Annotated in this window: 17 protein-coding genes; 14 read left to right on the top strand and 3 right to left on the bottom strand. The window is 36.8% G+C overall.

The window, feature by feature from the left end; genetic code table 11:
* Position 1 precedes the first annotated feature (1 nt).
* Both topA and GGR42_RS11835 read right to left on the bottom strand, forming a co-directional pair.
* The gene (gene topA, locus GGR42_RS11840) at positions 2-2485 is read right to left on the bottom strand and encodes a type I DNA topoisomerase (protein ID WP_167964162.1); all 2484 of its coding nucleotides are present in this window, start codon (positions 2483-2485) and stop codon (positions 2-4) included.
* A gap of 116 nt (positions 2486-2601) precedes the next feature.
* Positions 2602-3846 (bottom strand): LVIVD repeat-containing protein, encoded by a 1245-nt coding sequence (locus GGR42_RS11835; protein WP_167964160.1) that lies wholly within the window; start codon positions 3844-3846, stop codon positions 2602-2604.
* 142 nt (positions 3847-3988) lie between these two features.
* Between GGR42_RS11835 and miaB the strand changes: the two genes are divergently transcribed.
* The 14 genes from miaB to rodA all read left to right on the top strand — a co-directional run bounded on the left by miaB (position 3989) and on the right by rodA (position 18570).
* Positions 3989-5434 (top strand): tRNA (N6-isopentenyl adenosine(37)-C2)-methylthiotransferase MiaB, encoded by a 1446-nt coding sequence (miaB, locus tag GGR42_RS11830; RefSeq protein ID WP_167964499.1) that lies wholly within the window; start codon positions 3989-3991, stop codon positions 5432-5434.
* 4 nt (positions 5435-5438) lie between these two features.
* On the top strand, positions 5439-6719 hold the full coding sequence (locus GGR42_RS11825) for a sigma-54 interaction domain-containing protein (RefSeq protein ID WP_167964158.1): 1281 nt from the start codon (positions 5439-5441) through the stop codon (positions 6717-6719).
* 127 nt (positions 6720-6846) lie between these two features.
* The gene (locus GGR42_RS11820) at positions 6847-7365 is read left to right on the top strand and encodes an LptE family protein (protein ID WP_167964156.1); all 519 of its coding nucleotides are present in this window, start codon (positions 6847-6849) and stop codon (positions 7363-7365) included.
* Between the two features lie 5 nt (positions 7366-7370).
* Entirely contained in the window at positions 7371-8249 is an 879-nt protein-coding gene (locus GGR42_RS11815; protein ID WP_167964154.1) for a hypothetical protein, read from the top strand.
* 3 nt (positions 8250-8252) lie between these two features.
* On the top strand, positions 8253-8612 hold the full coding sequence (secG, locus tag GGR42_RS11810; protein WP_167964152.1) for a preprotein translocase subunit SecG: 360 nt from the start codon (positions 8253-8255) through the stop codon (positions 8610-8612).
* Between the two features lie 153 nt (positions 8613-8765).
* Positions 8766-9044: a co-chaperone GroES gene (locus GGR42_RS11805; RefSeq protein ID WP_167964150.1), complete on the top strand. Its 279-nt coding sequence runs from the start codon at positions 8766-8768 to the stop codon at positions 9042-9044.
* A 20-nt stretch (positions 9045-9064) separates the two neighbouring features.
* Positions 9065-10699, top strand: a complete 1635-nt coding sequence (gene groL / locus GGR42_RS11800; protein ID WP_167964148.1) for a chaperonin GroEL — start codon at positions 9065-9067, stop codon at positions 10697-10699.
* Between the two features lie 200 nt (positions 10700-10899).
* The gene (locus GGR42_RS11795) at positions 10900-11352 is read left to right on the top strand and encodes a GAF domain-containing protein (RefSeq protein ID WP_167964146.1); all 453 of its coding nucleotides are present in this window, start codon (positions 10900-10902) and stop codon (positions 11350-11352) included.
* 93 nt (positions 11353-11445) lie between these two features.
* The gene (purH, locus tag GGR42_RS11790; protein ID WP_167964144.1) at positions 11446-12978 is read left to right on the top strand and encodes a bifunctional phosphoribosylaminoimidazolecarboxamide formyltransferase/IMP cyclohydrolase; all 1533 of its coding nucleotides are present in this window, start codon (positions 11446-11448) and stop codon (positions 12976-12978) included.
* A gap of 58 nt (positions 12979-13036) precedes the next feature.
* Positions 13037-14065, top strand: coding sequence for a rod shape-determining protein (locus GGR42_RS11785; RefSeq protein ID WP_167964142.1), 1029 nt, complete (start codon positions 13037-13039; stop codon positions 14063-14065).
* Positions 14066-14114: 49 nt separating this feature from the next.
* Positions 14115-14933: a rod shape-determining protein MreC gene (gene mreC / locus GGR42_RS11780; RefSeq protein WP_167964140.1), complete on the top strand. Its 819-nt coding sequence runs from the start codon at positions 14115-14117 to the stop codon at positions 14931-14933.
* Entirely contained in the window at positions 14923-15429 is a 507-nt protein-coding gene (locus GGR42_RS11775) for a rod shape-determining protein MreD (protein ID WP_167964138.1), read from the top strand. Before mreC ends, GGR42_RS11775 begins: the two co-directional genes overlap by 11 nt.
* On the top strand, positions 15429-17297 hold the full coding sequence (locus GGR42_RS11770; protein ID WP_167964136.1) for a peptidoglycan D,D-transpeptidase FtsI family protein: 1869 nt from the start codon (positions 15429-15431) through the stop codon (positions 17295-17297). The genes GGR42_RS11775 and GGR42_RS11770 overlap by 1 nt, the downstream gene beginning before the upstream one ends.
* On the top strand, positions 17287-18570 hold the full coding sequence (gene rodA / locus GGR42_RS11765; RefSeq protein ID WP_167964134.1) for a rod shape-determining protein RodA: 1284 nt from the start codon (positions 17287-17289) through the stop codon (positions 18568-18570). The genes GGR42_RS11770 and rodA overlap by 11 nt, the downstream gene beginning before the upstream one ends.
* On the opposite strand, the gene GGR42_RS11760 is transcribed toward rodA, so the two are convergent.
* Positions 18567-19373 (bottom strand): DNA/RNA non-specific endonuclease, encoded by an 807-nt coding sequence (locus GGR42_RS11760; protein WP_167964132.1) that lies wholly within the window; start codon positions 19371-19373, stop codon positions 18567-18569. The two genes, rodA and GGR42_RS11760, sit on opposite strands and share 4 nt — an antisense overlap.
* Positions 19374-19431: the final 58 nt, after the last annotated feature.

The raw sequence follows: 19431 nt of genomic DNA, 5'->3' as shown, positions 1-19431 counted from the left end.
TTTATTTTTTAGCCTTTGGTTTTGTTTTTCTTTTTGGAGTTTTCTTTTCTATTAATTCTTTTGCTTGTTCCAATGTGATTTTTTTAGCATCAACATCTTTGGATAGCTCAACTTTTATTTTACCCTTTAAAATGTTATGCCTTCCCCATCTGGCCTTTTCTATTCGTATTTTTTCTTCGGGCCATTCTTGCACTAGTTTATCAATTTCTTTTTGTTTTTTAGCCTCTATCAATTCCTCGATGTCCTCTTGGGAAAGATTGTCAAAATCATACTTCTTGTTCACATTTATGAACATGCTGTCCCACTTTATAAAAGGGCCAAACCTACCTACACCTTTTGTAACATCTTTATCCTCATATGTAGTTATGGGCGCATCAGCCTTTTGCTTTTCTTTTATAAGTTCAATGGCTCTTTCAAAATCCACATCAAAAGCACTTTCACCTTTTTCCAAAGAGACAAACTTTTTTCCAAACCTAACATAAGGACCAAATCTTCCTACATTGGCCTCTACTTCTTCTCCTTCAAACACTCCCAATTTTCTTGGAAGGGTAAAAAGCTCCATTGCCTCTTCATAGGTAATTGTCTGTAACGATTGGTCTGGCAACAAACTGGCGAATAATGGCTTTTCTTCCTCTTCAACAGTTCCGATTTGAACCATAGGACCAAACCTTCCCAATCTTACAGCAACCTGTCTACCTGTTTTTGGATCAGTTCCCAAAACACGCTCGCCACTTGCTCTTTCGGCATTTTCCTCAACATCCAAAACATTGGGATGAAAATCCTTATAAAACTCACGCATTACTTTTTGCCAATCTTCACTCCCATCTGCAATTTCATCAAAATCCTCCTCTACTTTAGCAGTAAAATTATAATCTAGAATGGTAGCAAAATTGCTCACCAAGAAGTCATTTACAATCATACCAATATCAGTAGGCACTAATTTCCCCTTGTCGGACCCAATAGTTTCCGTTAAGCCTTTTTCAGAAACCACATTGGCTTCCAATACCAATTGAGAATATTTTCTTTCAGTTCCTTCAACAGTTCCTTTTTCCACATACCCTCTATTTTGAATTGTGGAAATGGTAGGGGCATAGGTTGATGGTCTTCCTATCCCAAGTTCCTCCAATTTCTTGACCAAAGAAGCTTCTGTGTATCTATAGGGCGGCCTTGTAAAACGTTCTGTTGCCGTTATGTAATTATTCTGCAGAGCATCCCCGACTTTCATAGCTGGCAGCATTCCCTCTTGTTCTTCTGACAAATCCTCTTCATCCTGACCTTCCATGTATACTTTAAGGAATCCATCAAACTTAATTACCTCTCCATTGGCACTGAATTCATTTGAATGGGTATTGGCCTTTATTTTTACATTGGTACGTTCCAACTCCGCATCGCTCATTTGGGAAGCCAAAGTACGTTTCCAAATTAATTCATATAATTTGGATTGGTCCCGTTCCAATGACGGCGACTGTCTTTTCATATCCGTAGGACGCACTGCTTCATGGGCTTCTTGAGCTCCTTTGGATTTTCCAGTATACTTTCTGACCTTGCTATATTCCTTCCCGTAATTTTCCTCTATTGCGTCCTTTGCCGCATTAATGGCTTCTGCAGAAAGATTTACACTGTCCGTTCTCATATAAGTAATAAGACCGGCCTCATACAAACGTTGGGCAACCTGCATGGTCCTGCCTACAGAAAAATAAAGTTTTCTTGCGGCTTCTTGTTGCAGGGTTGATGTCGTAAATGGCGCCGCTGGAGATTTTTTTGCTGGTTTCTTATCCAAATTAGAAACAGAAAAATTGGCTCCAATATTCTGTTGTAAAAACTTTTCAGCTTCCTCTTTGGTAGTGAAAGTTTTTCCCAGTTTGGCGGAAAAAGCACTACCTGAACTTGTTTTAAATTGTGCCACAACCCGATATGATGCTACCGGATCAAAGGCTTCTATGTCCCTTTCTCTTTCAACAATTAGGCGTACTGCCACAGACTGTACTCTACCCGCAGAAAGTCCTGGCTTAATTTTTTTCCACAGCACAGGTGATAATTGATATCCCACCAATCTGTCCAAAACTCTTCTTGCCTGCTGTGCATTTACAAGATTATAGTTTATCTCCCGTGGATTTTCAATCGCCTTTTGGATGGCACTTTTGGTGATTGAATTAAAAACAATTCTTTTGGTTTTGTCCTTATCCAACTTTAGCTCTTCTGCCAAATGCCATGATATGGCTTCCCCTTCTCTATCCTCATCACTCGCAAGCCAAATAGTTTCTGCCTTGTTTGCCAAATCCCTTAGTTTTTTTACCAGAGCCTTCTTTTCTTTATCAACAATATATTTAGGTGCAAAATCATTATCCACATCTACACCCAGCTCTTTGGATGGCAGGTCTGCAATGTGTCCAAAACTGGATTCCACTTTAAAATCTTTTCCTAAAAATTTCTCAATTGTCTTTGCCTTTGCGGGCGACTCTACAATTACTAAGTTCTTTGCCATTCATTGGGTTTTGAAGTGACAAAAGTATATCAATTTTTTGATTTTAACCTTTACTCTAATGGAATGCATAAAAAAACACCCTTAAAAAAGGGTGTTTCAATTTTATTTTCAAAAGGTTAATTTAACTCCAGAGAACTTATAAATTCTAAACCATCTTCCAAATATTTGTATTGATAAAGCACTTCATCTCCAACCATTAGCAAGTTTTCTTCCAAGGGAATTACATCAAAAGTAATAATGTCCTTAAAATGGTTTAAAGACTTTAAATCTGAAATATCCGTCTTATCATAAACTTTTAAACCAGATGCACCATCACAGACAAACAACTTCTCATCTTTTATCCCCAACCCATAAGGTTCATCCATGGCATAGGTCTCAGATAAGACTGGATTGGATATGTTGGAAATATCAACAATAAAAAGACCACTCTCCGTTGCGCCGCATTGATTACCTCCACGAAGAGTTACATAAGCATAATCCCCATCCACCACTACAGGGTCACAGGCTGTGCCATGTTGAAACTCCGATATAAAAGTTGGGGTGGCCGGCGAAGAAATATCATATATATACATGCCCCTCATACTACCAAGAAACAACTGGTCATCCCTATTAAAAATGGTTTCAATATCAAAACCAGCATATACATCTTCCAAATCCTGAGGGTTTTCCAAGTCTGAAATATTGAACACATTAATAGAATGACTATCCACTGCATACAAATAATCGTTAACAATTTTAAAACGGGCCAATGAACCCCCCTGTCCTGTATTCCCTCCTGCATCATTTGCAACTTCTGCAAACAAAACATCTGGACCGCCAAACCTTTGTTCGTATTCTTCAATTAACCTTCTTTCGGTAACTGTTTCCCACCCTACTACAATTTCATTTTCATAATCCAAACCATCATACTCAATAAAATCAGCTTCAAAAGGCCAAACCATATTCTCGCGGAGAACATCTTCCATTCGGTTCACAATTGTTATGCTTTCCATGTTGGAAATATCCAATACAATTAAATCTGTAAGACTATCGGCATACAGAATATCATCTTTCACAGAAACATCCACATTTCCTGCAATTTTTATAAATGCTATTTTCTGCGGAGAAACAGGATTACTGTTATCTATAACATGCACCCCTTTATATTTGTCATTTACAAAAATATAATCTTTATAGGCATAGATTTTTCCAGATTCATTAATTGGCAAAGGCGATACAATATCTACACTGTTCCTAAATTCAGCCTTGGTCATTATTAGTGGTCTCGCCACCAAATAGTCGGCATATTCACTATCCTCTTTATCACAGGACACAAAACCCAGTGCCACAAAGGACAATACTATTAAAAATGTCTTTTTCATGATTGATTTCTTTAAGTTGTTATACCATAGATGGAATTCTTATGATGACGTTGCGTTAAGTTTTTGTCAAATATTTAACTGTCACTTTGTCACTATCTCCCAATTAGCACTATCTTTGCAAACCCATTGGAAGATAGAATTAATGGAAAAAATAATAGACGAAACCGTTCAAGGAACTGCCTTAAACACTAAAAAAGGAAAGAATAATTCCCGCAAGCTCTATATAGAAAGTTATGGTTGCCAGATGAATTTTTCCGATAGCGAAATAGTAGCCTCCATCTTGGCCAACGAAGGTTATGATACTACTCAGAATTTAAATGAGGCAGATTTGGTCTTGGTAAATACTTGCTCCATTAGGGAAAAAGCAGAACTTACTGTAAGAAAGCGGCTGGAGAAATTTAATAAGGTAAAAAGAACCAATCCGCATATGAAAGTGGGTGTTTTGGGCTGTATGGCAGAACGTCTAAAAAGCAAGTTTTTAGAAGAAGAAAAAATTGTGGATATGGTCGTTGGACCAGATGCCTACAAAGATTTGCCCAATCTTATCCAAGAAATTGACGAGGGCAGAAATGCGGTAAACGTAATCTTGTCCAAAGACGAAACCTACGGGGATGTAGCTCCGGTTAGACTAAACACCAATGGAGTTACAGCATTTGTCTCCATTACCCGTGGCTGCGATAATATGTGCACCTTTTGTGTGGTTCCATTTACTCGTGGCCGTGAACGAAGCCGGGATCCACACTCCATTATAGAAGAAGTAAACGACCTTTGGGAAAAAGGATATAAAGAAGTTACACTTCTTGGCCAGAATGTCGATAGTTATCTATGGTATGGTGGTGGACTCAAAAAAGAATTTGTAAATGCCAGCGATATGCAAAAAGCTACCGCTGTGGATTTCGCCGACCTTTTGGAAATGGTAGCACTTGCCCAACCCAAAATGAGGATTCGTTTTTCGACATCCAACCCACAAGACATGACTCTAGATGCCATTAAGATTATGGCTAAATATAAAAACATTTGCAATCATATACATTTACCTGTGCAAAGTGGAAGCAATCGTATTCTCAAGGCTATGAATAGACTGCATACAAGGGAGGAGTATTTTAGATTGATAGATGATATTAGAGAACTAATTCCGAACTGTGGCATATCTCAAGATATGATAATAGGTTTTCCTACAGAAACCCAACAAGATCACGAGGACACATTGTCCCTTATGGAATATGTAAAGTATGATTTTGGTTATATGTTTTCCTACTCGGAAAGACCCGGAACAATGGCTGCAAGAAAATTAGATGATGACATTCCTGAAGAAGTAAAACAAAAAAGATTGGCAGAAGTTATTGCTTTGCAACGGGAACATTGCAAATATAGAACAGAAGAGCATTTAGGAAAAACGGAAGAGATTTTAATAGAAGGTTCTTCCAAAAAATCTGATGCACATTGGATGGGAAGAAACTCTCAGAACATTGTTGCTATCTTCCCAAAAGAGCATTATAAAGTAGGTGATTTTGTAAATGTAAAAATGAATGACTGTACCTCGGCTACTCTTTTGGGCGAGGCTGTTGATTATTCAGACAATAACTAGAGCAATGGAAAGTATCCAATCCATAAAACAACGTTTTGAAATCATTGGCAATGACTTAAAGTTAAACCGAGCCATTGAAAAAGCCATACAGGTAGCGCCAACAGATATTTCTGTTTTGGTTACAGGAGAGAGTGGTGTTGGCAAGGAATCCATTCCAAAAATTATCCATTCATTGTCCCATAGAAAACATGCAAAGTATATTGCGGTAAACTGTGGGGCCATTCCAGAAGGCACCATAGACAGTGAACTCTTTGGGCACGAAAAAGGAGCTTTTACCGGCGCAACACAAACCCGTAGTGGATATTTTGAAGTTGCCGATGGCGGAACCATTTTTTTAGATGAAGTTGGGGAATTGCCTTTAACAACGCAGGTGAGACTATTAAGGGTATTGGAAAATGGTGAGTTTTTAAAAGTTGGCTCATCCCAAGTACAAAAAACCAATGTTCGCATTGTAGCTGCCACCAACATAAATATGTTCGAGGCCATTAAAAAAGAAAAGTTTAGAGAAGATCTTTACTATAGATTAAGCACTGTAGAAATAAATATACCCCCTCTTAGGGAGCGCAAAGAAGACATTCACTTATTATTTCGAAAATTTGCTTCAGATTTTGGACAGAAATACAAAATGCCCACTATTCGTTTAGAAGAGGATGCCGTTCAACTTCTCTTAAAATACAGATGGCCCGGAAACATTAGACAGCTTAGAAATATTGCAGAACAAGTCTCCGTTTTGGAAGAAAAAAGAAATATTTCTTTGGGAACACTTAACAGTTATTTGCCCAACGCCGGGGATTCCAATTTACCGGCTGTGATAAAAAAAGACAAAAAGGAAGGAGATTTTAGTAGTGAAAGGGAAATCTTGTACAAGGTTTTATTTGACATGAAAGGAGATTTGAATGACTTAAAAAAGTTGACTTTGGAACTTCTTAAAAATGACAATGGGGAAAAAGTACAGGAAGAAAATGAAACCCTTATTCGAAAAATTTATGGAAGCAATGGGGAAAACAATTTAAAGGATGAAGAAGAAGAGGCCATGGAGGTTTTGCAATTACCAGAACCTAAAATAGAAAACCATCCCCCTACCAATATTTCGCCAATTCAAGAAGATAAGTATCATTTTGCAGAAGAAATAGAAGAGGAAGAAACCCTATCTTTACAAGAAAAAGAAATAGAACTAATAAAAAAATCCTTGGAGCGCAATAGAGGAAAAAGAAAAGCGGCGGCGGCAGAATTGGGAATCTCAGAACGTACTTTATATAGAAAAATTAAACAATACGATTTATAAACTACTGGCTTATTAACAGAACTTTAATCTTAAAAAAAGAATAAAGGTTAAGGCCATGCCGACTATTTTTTTGAATTTTAACAATATTAAAGTCCATAATGGGCTTTTAAAAAGCAAAACTTAATACGTGAAAAAAAAATTGCTAAAAACCATTGGCCTATTGTCGCTTCTATTATTGAACAGCTGTGGTATATACAATTTTACAGGTGGTGATGTTGGGACGGCCGAGACTTTTCAAGTGAATTTTTTTCAAAATTATGCCACACAAAGTGCTGGGTCAATTATAGAGCCCGGGCTGGACAGAAATTTTACATTGGCCTTGCAAGATTTAATTATGAACCAAACCAGTTTGGACCTGGTAACAAGTAATGGCGATTTACTTTATGAAGGTGAAATTGTGGAATATCGTATTGCTCCAATGACTGCAACAGCCAACCAAACTGCAGCCCAAAACAGGCTTACCATGTCCGTAAATGTGCGCTTTTATAATACCACTAAGGAAGACGTGGATTTTGAAAGACGCTTTTCGTTTTTCTTTGACTATCCTGCTAACTCGTTACTAGATGCTGTTAAGAGCCAGGCTCATGAAGAAATTTTTGAACGTATAAACCAAGATATTTTTAGTGCTTCATTAGCAGATTGGTAATATTTATGAATGTACAAGACTTTACATATTTATTGCAAAAACCTAACAAGGTAGATTCCCCTGTACAAACAAAACAACTTGAAGATGTTCTTGCTGAATACCCTTATTTTCAAGCTGCTAGGGCAGTCCATTTAAAAGGTTTAAAAAACCTCAACAGTTATAAATACAATAGTGCCCTAAAGGTTACGGCCGCACATATTGCTGATAGAGAAGTACTTTTTGATTTTATAACTTCAAAAGAATTTCTTCAAAAAAATATTTCTGCAGCGAAAAGTTTTTTAGATAAACAAGAAACCACAGAAAAAGAGGCGCAAACATTACATGATGCCAAATCTAAAGACAAACCTCTTCCGCAGAATGTTAAGGAAGCGGAAGAAATATTGGACCCTAAACTTTTTAAATCCAAAGACCCAAAAATTGACATAGCCCTATCCCGAGCTAAGAAAGAAGCAGAAAAAGAATTGGAACTGGGCAAACCTTTGGAGTTTACAAAAAACGAAAAACACTCGTTTAGCGAATGGTTGCAATTAGCTTCTACCAAACAAAAAGAAGATGTCGATAACGAAAGTGAAGAAGCAGATTTTGCAATAGAGCAAGATGTGCTAAAAAAGAAAAAATTTGATTTAATTGACCGGTTCATTGAAACCAATCCCAAAATAATTCCAAAGGAAAATTCAGAACAAAAAATTAACATCAAAGAATCATCCAAAATAGATTCAAATGAGTTGATGACAGAGACTTTGGCAAAGGTTTATTTGGAACAAAAAAAGTACAAAAAAGCTATCCAGGCTTATAAAATTTTAAGTTTGAAATATCCAGAAAAAAGTAGTTTCTTTGCAGACCGAATTAAAGCGGTAGAGAAAATACAACAGGAAAATATATAGATAATGAGTACATTTTCAATCTTCTTAATTTTAATAATCGTAGTATGCCTTTTATTGGTATTGGTTATTATGGTTCAGAATCCAAAAGGAGGTGGTCTTTCCTCTTCTTTTGGTGGCAGTGGCAACCAAGTTGTGGGTGGTGTTAAAAAAACTGGGGACTTTTTAGATAAAAGTACATGGACATTGGCAACTTTGCTAATTGTTCTTATTCTTTTGTCCAATGTGGCCCTAAAAGGAAATTTTGGGGATGCAGATTCCAAGTTGTTACAAGGTGATGATGTAGAAAATACCATTCCAGAAACGACTACACCCGATACTCCTGCAGCGACAAATACAACTGACCCTATTGATACGATTCAATAATACAGAAAATACATTGTGAAAAATATAGCAAAATGCCAGCAAAAATGACAAGCTGGCATTTTTTGTTTAACAATGTGTCAGTTTTTTTGCAATGGCACAATTTCTGTCTATTTAAATCCAAGAATTTAAAATATCAAACTTAAAAATAAAAACATGGCGAAACTTAGTATTAAACCATTAGCAGACAGGGTACTTATTGAGCCCATGGCAGCCGAAACCAAAACTGCGTCTGGAATCATTATCCCTGACACCGCTAAAGAAAAACCTCAAAAGGGAAAAGTAGTGGCCGTTGGACCAGGCACAAAGGATGAAAAAATCACCGTTAAAGTGGGTGATTCGGTTCTATATGGAAAATACGCTGGTACCGAGCTAAAATTAGAAGGTACAGATTATCTAATGATGCGCGAAAGTGACATTTTAGCAATTGTTTAATTATAAATAGTAACTAAGAAATGGCAAAAGATATAAAATTTGATATAGAAGCACGTGACGGACTAAAACGTGGTGTTGATAAATTAGCAGAAGCTGTAAAAGTAACTTTAGGACCTAAGGGTAGAAACGTAATCATTAGCAAATCTTTTGGAGCTCCACAGGTAACCAAAGATGGTGTTACTGTAGCCAAAGAGATTGAATTGAACGACCCATTGGAAAATATGGGAGCGCAAATGGTGAAAGAGGTTGCTTCTAGAACCAATGACCAAGCTGGTGACGGTACAACTACCGCCACTGTATTGGCACAGGCTATTGTTAAAGAAGGTTTAAAAAATGTCGCAGCGGGTGCAAATCCAATGGACCTTAAAAGAGGTATAGACAAAGCTGTTGAAGCTTTAGTGGCAAACCTTGAAAAACAAGCAAAAAAAGTAGGTAGTTCAACAGACAAAATAAAGCAAGTAGCTTCTATTTCCGCAAACAATGATGAAACTATTGGGGATTTAATTGCCCAAGCATTTAACAAGGTCGGGAACGAGGGTGTTATCACTGTTGAGGAAGCAAAAGGAACTGACACCTATGTAGATGTTGTTGAAGGAATGCAGTTTGACAGAGGGTATCTTTCTCCTTACTTTGTAACAGATACAGATAAAATGATTGCCGATTTGGAAAATCCTTATATTCTTTTGTTTGATAAAAAGATTTCCAATCTACAAGAAATACTTCCCATATTGGAGCCAGTTGCCCAATCCGGAAGACCATTATTGATTATTGCTGAAGATGTGGATGGACAAGCATTGGCTACATTGGTTGTTAACAAGCTGAGAGGTGGTTTAAAAATAGCCGCGGTAAAAGCTCCTGGTTTTGGCGATCGCAGAAAAGCAATGTTAGAGGATATTGCTATTTTGACAGGAGGTACTGTAATCTCTGAAGAAAGAGGTTTCTCTTTGGAAAATGCAGATTTAACCATGTTGGGAACAGCTGAAACGGTTACCATTGACAAAGACAATACAACTATAGTTAATGGCTCTGGCAACTCAAAAGATATTAAGGCAAGGGTAAATCAGATAAAAAGTCAGATAGAATCTACTACTTCTGATTATGATAAAGAAAAGCTTCAAGAGCGTTTGGCTAAATTGGCCGGTGGTGTTGCCGTATTATACGTGGGTGCTGCATCAGAAGTTGAAATGAAAGAGAAAAAAGACAGAGTGGACGATGCTTTGCATGCAACAAGAGCGGCCGTTGAAGAAGGTATCGTTGCCGGTGGCGGAGTTGCTTTAGTAAGAGCAAAATCAGTATTGGATAAGCTTACCACTGAAAATCTTGATGAAGTAACGGGTATCCAAATTGTAGCAAGAGCCATTGAAGCTCCGCTTAGAACAATTGTAGAAAATGCTGGTGGAGAAGGTTCTGTTGTAATTTCTAAAATTATAGAAGGAAAAGGTGATTTTGGTTTTGATGCAAAATCTGAGACTTATGTAGACATGCTTAAAGCAGGTATTATAGATCCTAAGAAAGTAACTAGAGTTGCCTTAGAGAATGCAGCCTCTGTTGCGGGTATGATCTTAACTACTGAATGTGCTTTGACCGACATTAAAGAGGAAGCACCAGCCATGCCTGCAATGCCAGGTGGCGGTGGAATGCCAGGAATGATGTAATAACACACATCCTTAATAAATTAAAAGCCCGCTTCAATATTGAAGCGGGCTTTTTAATTACAACTATTTCATTATCAACATCCAAATAGACACATTGAATACTTTTTTATCAAAAAATGATTTATCAACTCCCACAGTCGCAATATCCAAAATGATAATTGTTGTAATTTAGTGCCCTCAATTTATTTTTATTGTCCGCCATGTTAGAAAGTTTAAGACCAAAAATATCCATTATCACACAAAACAAGGAATTAGTACTTGATGAAAGATTGCTTCAAATCTGCAACCTTCTAAAAGCCAATGTCCCTTATTATAATTGGGTAGGGTTCTATTTTAAAAATGGAAACAAAAAAGAGCTTAAACTTGGCCCTTATGCAGGAGATCCAACAGACCACACAATTATTCCATTTGGGAAAGGAATTTGTGGACAGGTAGCAGAATCCAATAAAAATTTTGTGGTGCCAGATGTTATGGCACAGGATAATTATATTGCTTGCAGTATCACTGTAAAAGCGGAAATCGTAGTTCCCTTATTTGTTAATGGTGAAAATATTGGGCAAATAGACATTGACTCCAACACGGCAGACCCATTCACAGAAAAAGACGAACGTTTTTTAGAATTTGTAAACCAAGAAGTGGCCAAAATTCTTTAAAACTTTAAGGCTTTTGTTAATAAACAGCATCGTTTTTTAACTTCAAAAAAAGTACTTTTGTTGCCTTAACTCTTTTATAACCACACAAGCAAAATGAGCACTTCTAAAAAAGCCAAATCGGCCTTAATTTCTGTTTTTCATAAAGATGGCCTAGAACCTATCGTAAAAAAATTTAAAGAACTTGGAATAACTATTTATTCCACTGGGGGAACTGAAAAATTTATTAAAGAGTTAGGAATCAATGTGGTTCCAGTTGAAGAAGTAACCGATTATCCTTCCATTTTAGGAGGCCGAGTAAAAACCCTTCATCCAAAGGTTTTTGGTGGAATTTTAAACCGCCAAGACAATGACGGCGATATTGCCCAAATGGAAGAGTTTAAGATTCCACAATTGGATATTGTAATAGTTGATTTATATCCTTTTGAAAAAACGGTTGCCAGTGGTGCATCTGAGCAAGATATTATAGAAAAAATTGACATTGGCGGCATTTCACTAATCCGAGCAGCCGCAAAAAACTATAAGGATGTACTTTGTGTTTCATCTATGGAGGATTATGCTGATTTTCTTGAAGTAATTACAGCAAATAATGGTACAACAACCGTTGCAGATAGAAAGCGTTATGCTGCCAAGGCCTTTAATATTTCCTCTCATTATGATACGGCTATTTTTAACTATTTCAATCAAGACCATGTTGAGGCAGTTTTAAAAATTAGCGAACCAAATGGAAAAGTGCTTCGATATGGTGAAAACCCCCACCAAAAAGGATTCTTTTTTGGTGATTTCGATGCTATGTTCACCAAACTTCACGGGAAAGAATTATCGTACAATAATTTATTGGATGTTGATGCTGCCGTAAATTTAATTAATGAATTTAAAAATGACGCCCCCACTTTTGCCATCCTAAAACACAACAATGCATGTGGCTTGGCAATGCGTGACACCCTACACCAAGCTTATGTAGATGCTTTGGCAGGCGACCCGGTTTCCGCATTTGGCGGTGTTTTAATAAGCAACAAAGAAATTGATGTTGCCACAGCGGAAGAAATTCATAAACTATTCTGCGAAGTGGTAATAGCACCAAGTTATTCTGAGGCAGCTTTGCAAATTTTAAAAGGAAAGAAAAACCGGATTATTCTTATCCTTAAGGACATTGAGTTGCCAGAAACTTCTGTGAGAACATGCCTAAACGGTGTACTAGTGCAGGATAAAGACAATATTACGGATGCTATTTCAGATTTATCCAATGCTACCACTACAAGCCCTACCAAAAACGAATTAGAAGATTTAATATTTGCTTCCAAATTGTGCAAGCATACCAAAAGCAATACAATTGTACTGGCAAAAAACAAACAACTATGTGCTAGTGGAACTGGGCAAACCTCTAGGGTGGACGCTCTTAACCAAGCTATTCATAAAGCACAGTCCTTTGGTTTTGATTTAAAAGGCTCTGTAATGGCCAGTGATGCCTTTTTCCCTTTTCCAGATTGTGTGGAAATTGCCAACAAAGTGGGCATTACCAGTGTAATACAACCAGGGGGTTCTATTAAGGACCAGTTAAGCATTGATTACTGTAATGAAAATGACGTTTCTATGGTAATGACGGGAACTAGACATTTTAAACATTAATTTTGTTACTTTCATCGATAAAACTTACTTTTAATCCGAAACGAAACTAATAATATAAATGGGATTTTTTGATTTCTTGACCGAGGAGATAGCTATTGATTTAGGTACCGCCAACACTCTTATTATTCATCTGGATAAAGTAGTAGTAGATAGCCCATCCATAGTAGCGAGAGATCGAATAACGGGAAAAATTATTGCCGTTGGCAGGGAAGCCAACATGATGCAAGGTAAGACCCATGAGAATATTAAAACGATTAGACCTTTAAAAGATGGAGTAATTGCAGATTTCGATGCTTCGGAAAAGATGATCAACATGTTCATCAAAAATATTCCTGCTCTAAAGAAAAAATGGTTTCCACCTGCATTAAGAATGGTCATATGTATTCCCTCTGGAATTACGGAAGTAGAAATGCGCGCGGTAAAAGAATCTGCCGAACGTGTAAATGGAAAGGAAGTTTATCTAATTCATGAGCCCATGGCAGCCGCCATAGGTATCGGGTTGGATATTATGCAGCCCAAAGGAAACATGATTGTGGATATAGGAGGTGGTACTACTGAAATTGCTGTAATTGCCTTGGGAGGAATTGTTTGTGACAAATCTGTAAAGATTGCAGGTGATGTTTTCACAAACGACATTATTTATTACATGAGAACGCAACACAATCTGTATGTTGGTGAGAGCACAGCCGAAAACATCAAAATTCAAATTGGTTCCGCAACAGAAGATTTGCAGTCCCCGCCAGAGGAAATGTCCGTCCAGGGAAGGGATTTGTTAACAGGTAAACCTAAGCAAGTGTCTATTTCCTATAGAGAAATTGCAAAAGCACTGGACAAATCCATTCTACGAGTAGAAGATGCAGTAATGGAAACCTTATCACAAACTCCTCCGGAATTAGCTGCCGATATCTATAATACCGGTATTTATTTGGCCGGTGGTGGTTCTATGTTAAGAGGATTGGATAGAAGATTATCACAAAAAACCGATTTACCTGTATATATTGCCGAAGACCCACTAAGAGCTGTTGTAAGAGGCACAGGTATTGCGCTAAAAAATCTAGAACGTTACAAGAGTATCCTAATAAAATAAAAGCTTCTTTTTTAGGCTTTTTTAATGGGTTTGCTAAAACAAAAAGTGAATGCAGCAGATTATCAATTTTATAATTAGATATAAAATTACTTTACTTTATATCTTTTTGATGTCCATTGCGCTAGGATTCACAATACAATCCCATTCTTTTCACAAATCCAAATTTTTTAACTCCGCCAATCGAATTTCTGGAGGAGTCTATAATATATCCAGTAGTGTTTCTTCATATTTTGATTTGGGAGAACAGAACAAAAAACTAGTAGAAGAAAATAGAAGGCTAAGAGGTTTATTGTATAATAAAAAAGGTGAGAGCCTCTTTAAAATGGACACCTCTAATATCAACTACACCCTAACTTCTGCCAAAATTATTAAGAACAGTTATGCCAGCCCAAGAAATTACTTAACCATTGATAAAGGGAGAAATGATTCTATTAAACAAGACATGGGCGTTATCACAAGTAACGGAATTATTGGAATTGTAGATTATACTTCATCCAAATATGGAAAAGTGCAAAGTATTCTCAATACCAAATCCAACATAAATGCCAAAATAAAGAATACTGATTATTTTGGTTCTTTAGTATGGAACACAGAAAGATATGATGTGGTACAATTAATAGACATTCCCCGCCTTGTACCATTGCATGTTGGGGATACCATAGTCACGGGAGCAATGTCCAGTATTTTTCCGGAAAATATCCCCATTGGGACCATTAGAAAATACGACCTAAATGCATCAAAAACTTTATATAATATTGATGTTCAACTGTTCAATGACATGGCCAACCTAAAAAACGCATATATTATAATCAATACCAATAGGGCTGAAATCCTAGAATTGGAGTCTAAACTAGAAAATGTTCAGTAATTTTTACTTTATAAACATCCTTAGGTTTGTCTTACTTGTTTTGGTTCAGGTATTAGTATTCAATAAATTAAATTTTTTGGGTTATATAAATCCATTTGTTTATATTTTATTCTTGTATTGGTATCCCATTAAGGAGAACAAAGGGGCTTTTATTGTTATTGCTTTTCTTTTAGGGTTGTTTGTGGATATATTTTCAGACACCCTAGCACTGCACACAGCAGCTACAGTTACTATTGCTTTTTTAAGACCCTCCCTAATGAGATTTGTTTTTGGGGTCAACTACGAGTTCCAAAGCTTTAGAATAAGTAGCGCAACAAAGGCACAACAAATTACCTTTTTAGCGTTATTGATTATAATACACCATATTGTTTTCTTTTCATTGGAAATTTTAAGCTTTTCAAATGCTTTATTAATTTTAAAGAAAATAATAGTTACTTTTTGCGGTACATTTTTAATGTGTATTCTCTTAAGTCTGCTTTTTAAAGTTGAAAAATAATGAAGAAGTTTTTATTATCCTCCATTATCATCATTATTGGGATTACCTTTATTGGTAGACTATCATATTTACAGGTATTTAGTTTTTCCCCTAATCAAATTCTTGAAGATACTGCTGTAAAAGCGATATACGACTATCCAGAACGCGGGTATATTTATGACCGCAATGGGGAACTTATGGTCGCCAACCAACCTGCATATGATGTAATGGTTATACCAAGGGAGGTAGAACCACTGGACACTATGGAGTTTTGCAGTCTACTGGGAATTAACAAAGAACAATTTATTTTAAAATTAAAGAAAGCGAAAGTATATTCTCCCAGATTGCCTTCTGTTTTGGTCCCTCAATTGTCGAAAGAAGATTATGCAGGGCTTCAAGAGAAAATGAGAAAATATGAAGGTTTCTATATTCAAAAGAGATCCTTAAGGGATTATGTAACACACAGTGCCGCCAACGTTTTAGGATATATTAGTGAGGTAAACGATAGTGACTTGGCAAAAAACACGTATTACATAGCGGGTGAACTTACGGGAAGAACTGGTATTGAAAAACAATACGAAAGCATTTTAAGGGGCAAAAAAGGAGTTCAATTAATACAGAAAGATCGCTTTAATAGGGATATAGGGCCTTATAAGGAAGGAACATTGGATACACTTCCCAAACAAGGAAAAGATATCCGAATTACCTTGGATAAGGTATTACAGGAATATGGGGAAAAACTAATGCATGGCAAGCGTGGAGGAATTGTTGCCATTGAGCCAGAGTCCGGGGAAATACTGGCCATGATTTCTGGACCTACATACAACCCCTCCCTTTTGGTAGGCAGGGAACGCTCCAAAAATTATACAAAATTGTATTATGATTCCATTGCAAAACCTACATGGGACCGTTCTATCTTGGCGCAGCCTTCTCCTGGCTCTCCATTTAAAACCCTTAATGCACTTGTTGCCCTACAGGAAGGTGTTATGACCTCTGACACCAAAGTTAGGTGCTATAATGGCTTTTATGTGGGTAATATTAAAAGAGGTTGCCACTGTGGTGGTGGTCTACGAGATATGAATTCAGGAATATATAAGTCTTGCAATGCATACTTTGCACACACCTTTAGAAGAATCTATGATAAATACCCCACAACAGATGAGGGCATGGATGTTTGGGAAAAGCACATGAAAAGTTTTGGACTGGGTGGTTATTTAGGGTCCGATATTTATACAGGTGCCCCTGGTAGAATCCCCAGCAAAAAATATTATGATAATGTTTATGGTGATGGCCGCTGGTCCTCATCCTTTATAATTTCTAATTCCATTGGGCAAGGTGAGGTTGCTGCAACACCTATCCAATTGGCTAATATGACTGCGGCTATAGCCAATAGGGGATATTATTACACTCCACATGTAATCAAAAAAATTGGAGACGACGATATAGACATTCCAAATTTTACTCAACGTAAGTATACTACCATAGACAAGGAACATTTTGAACCTATCATTGAAGGCATGGCCAATGTGTACAAACATGGAACGGCCAATAGGCTTCGTATAGATGGAATAGATATTGCAGGAAAAACAGGTACAGTTGAAAATTTTACAAAAATTGATAGTGTAAGGACACAACTCACCGATCATTCCGTATTTGTTGCTTTTGCCCCAGTAGACAATCCAAAAATAGCTATAGCAGTATATATAGAAAATGGATATTTTGGCTCCAGATATGCAGGGCATATTGCCTCTCTATTAATAGAAAAATATTTGAAAGGAGAGATTACAAGAAAAGATTTGGAGCAGAGAATGTTAGAAAAGACTTTGGAGCATGAATACGCCAAACCTTATAGTGGGCAACCGTTTAAGATAAACGAGTATGTTTGGTAAAAGTGTCCTTAAAAGAATAGACTGGTTCACCATTTTACTTTATCTCTTATTAACAAGCATAGGTTGGCTAAATATTTATTCCAGTACATTTTCAGAAGACAGCTTATCTATACTTGACTTCAGCGAACTGTATGGCAAGCAATTGTTTTTCATTGGACTTAGTTTTTTGGTGATAATTGTGATTCTCGCTCTTGAAACCAATTTTTTCGAACGTTTTTCTGGCCTACTTTACATTATCGCAATAGCATCTCTTTTAGGTCTTTTTGTTTTTGGAAAAACCGTGGCAGGTGCCACATCTTGGTATAATTTAGGTTTTTTTAATTTTCAGCCTTCAGAACTTGCCAAGGTGGCAACGGCTTTGGCTTTGGCAAAATACCTTAGTGATATACAAACAGATATTAAAAGAGGCAAGCACCAACTTTATGCATTCCTAATTATTTTTATCCCTGCCCTATTAATTATTCCACAGCCAGATCCCGGAAGTGCTTTGGTATTTCTTGCTTTAATATTTGTGCTTTTCAGAGAGGGAGTCCCCCTATTTTATCTGGGGATTGGACTCGTTTTGATTCTCATTTTTGTAACGACTTTGATGTATGGTACTATATGGGTCGGGATTGGATTGGCCCTTATCATTATTCTTTTCTTCTTTTTTAAGAAAGCAACTTTTAAAGTCCCAATATTTCCAGTGGTCTTATTTTTTCTTGCTACCATAATATTCTCACTTTCTGTGAATTTTGTGTTTAACAATGTTTTTGAACAGCGCCATAGAGACCGATTTGGTTTGTGGCTTCGCTTGGAAAAAGACCCTGACAAATTGGAAGAAATTAGAAAATCCATTGGCTACAACACCTATCAATCGGAAAAGGCAATCGAATCTGGAGGTTTCTTTGGAAAGGGTTTTCTGGAAGGAACGCGTACAAAGGGGGATTTTGTCCCGGAACAGCATTCGGATTATATTTTTAGCACCGTGGGAGAGGAATGGGGCTTTGTGGGAACGGCTACAGTAATTATTCTTTTTACATTGTTATTATTACGCCTAGTTCATATAGCGGAACGGCAGAAATCAGCTTTTAATCGAATGTATGGGTATGGTGTTATCTCAATACTACTTTTCCATTATTTCATAAATATTGGGATGGTGATCGGCATCCTTCCAACTATTGGAATTCCCCTTCCTTTTTTTAGCTACGGGGGATCTAGCATGCTGGGCTTTTCAATATTACTTTTTGTACTCTTAAAACTGGATACAAATAGATTAAATGAATGGCATTAAAATTTCCAGTTATTGGTTTTTTTCCCGGCTTCAAATTTACTCTCCAAGGCATCCGGCATTTTTTCAAAAAAATCAATTTTGGTCATTCTTTCCAATTCATCAACAGTAACAACAAAATTTTTCAATGAGCTTGTACTTTCTTCATGCGGAATTAAAAATGCCAATACTTTTGGGTTTTTTACATTCCCTCTGCTAACAATTTTATAATAATATTTGGGAATTGCGACATCCTCTTCTCCAATAGTCCACAACCCTTTCTCTAAAATACCACCGGTTACAACCTGTATATCCCCATATTTTTTGGCCCACTGCCGTACTTGCATCTCTAATCTATTCCATACTCCTGCATTAAAGTCCCTGTCTTGTGGGCTAATATTGCTAGTATAAAATGTTTCATTATAGGCATATTCGGAAAACCGTCTATCACCCGCTGGACATAAATGTCCACGGTCATATCCAGACCTTTTATAATTGCGCCAATCTGCTGATTTTGTTTTCACCTTTGGGTCTTCAATAAAATAGGGCCTCTCCCGATCATCATATGTTAGGTGGTTTTTTCTGAGCACATAAGCAACCCATTCTGCTTGCTCATATTTTTCATGATAAGAAAGAGAGAAATGATCATGGTGAACTATTGCTCCAGTTGTTGAACTTGGCAAAAACATTTCGTTCATTTCTGTCTTTGAAGCCTCTCCATCTGGCGCTGAATATAAATCTGGGGTGTAAAAATTCTCAAACACCCAAAAGCCAATAAGGCACAAAGCAATTAATAAGGTGTATACCGTCCTATTTGTAAATTTCATGTATAATGAATTTAATTTTAACTTTATAATAAGCAAACCCCATATAGTGGTTAATTGA

This window comes from Saonia flava (assembly GCF_011927795.1).
In the GTDB taxonomy this organism is placed as follows: domain Bacteria; phylum Bacteroidota; class Bacteroidia; order Flavobacteriales; family Flavobacteriaceae; genus Saonia; species Saonia flava.
The sequence above is the reverse complement of the archived record's forward strand: the minus strand, read 5'-3'. Positions and strand labels throughout refer to the sequence as shown.

Excerpts from the sequence above, each read along its gene's own strand:
- purH (WP_167964144.1), top strand. The coding sequence starts at position 11,446 with ATGAGCACTTCTAAAAAAGCCAAATCGGCCTTAATTTCTGTTTTTCAT.
- GGR42_RS11795 (WP_167964146.1), top strand. The coding sequence starts at position 10,900 with ATGTTAGAAAGTTTAAGACCAAAAATATCCATTATCACACAAAACAAG.
- secG (WP_167964152.1), top strand. The coding sequence starts at position 8,253 with ATGAGTACATTTTCAATCTTCTTAATTTTAATAATCGTAGTATGCCTT.
- GGR42_RS11785 (WP_167964142.1), top strand. The coding sequence starts at position 13,037 with ATGGGATTTTTTGATTTCTTGACCGAGGAGATAGCTATTGATTTAGGT.
- GGR42_RS11815 (WP_167964154.1), top strand. The coding sequence starts at position 7,371 with ATGAATGTACAAGACTTTACATATTTATTGCAAAAACCTAACAAGGTA.
- GGR42_RS11825 (WP_167964158.1), top strand. The coding sequence starts at position 5,439 with ATGGAAAGTATCCAATCCATAAAACAACGTTTTGAAATCATTGGCAAT.
- groL (WP_167964148.1), top strand. The coding sequence starts at position 9,065 with ATGGCAAAAGATATAAAATTTGATATAGAAGCACGTGACGGACTAAAA.
- GGR42_RS11770 (WP_167964136.1), top strand. The coding sequence starts at position 15,429 with ATGAAGAAGTTTTTATTATCCTCCATTATCATCATTATTGGGATTACC.
- miaB (WP_167964499.1), top strand. The coding sequence starts at position 3,989 with ATGGAAAAAATAATAGACGAAACCGTTCAAGGAACTGCCTTAAACACT.
- topA (WP_167964162.1), bottom strand. The coding sequence starts at position 2,485 with ATGGCAAAGAACTTAGTAATTGTAGAGTCGCCCGCAAAGGCAAAGACA.
- GGR42_RS11805 (WP_167964150.1), top strand. The coding sequence starts at position 8,766 with ATGGCGAAACTTAGTATTAAACCATTAGCAGACAGGGTACTTATTGAG.
- GGR42_RS11835 (WP_167964160.1), bottom strand. The coding sequence starts at position 3,846 with ATGAAAAAGACATTTTTAATAGTATTGTCCTTTGTGGCACTGGGTTTT.
- rodA (WP_167964134.1), top strand. The coding sequence starts at position 17,287 with ATGTTTGGTAAAAGTGTCCTTAAAAGAATAGACTGGTTCACCATTTTA.
- mreC (WP_167964140.1), top strand. The coding sequence starts at position 14,115 with ATGCAGCAGATTATCAATTTTATAATTAGATATAAAATTACTTTACTT.
- GGR42_RS11760 (WP_167964132.1), bottom strand. The coding sequence starts at position 19,373 with ATGAAATTTACAAATAGGACGGTATACACCTTATTAATTGCTTTGTGC.
- GGR42_RS11775 (WP_167964138.1), top strand. The coding sequence starts at position 14,923 with ATGTTCAGTAATTTTTACTTTATAAACATCCTTAGGTTTGTCTTACTT.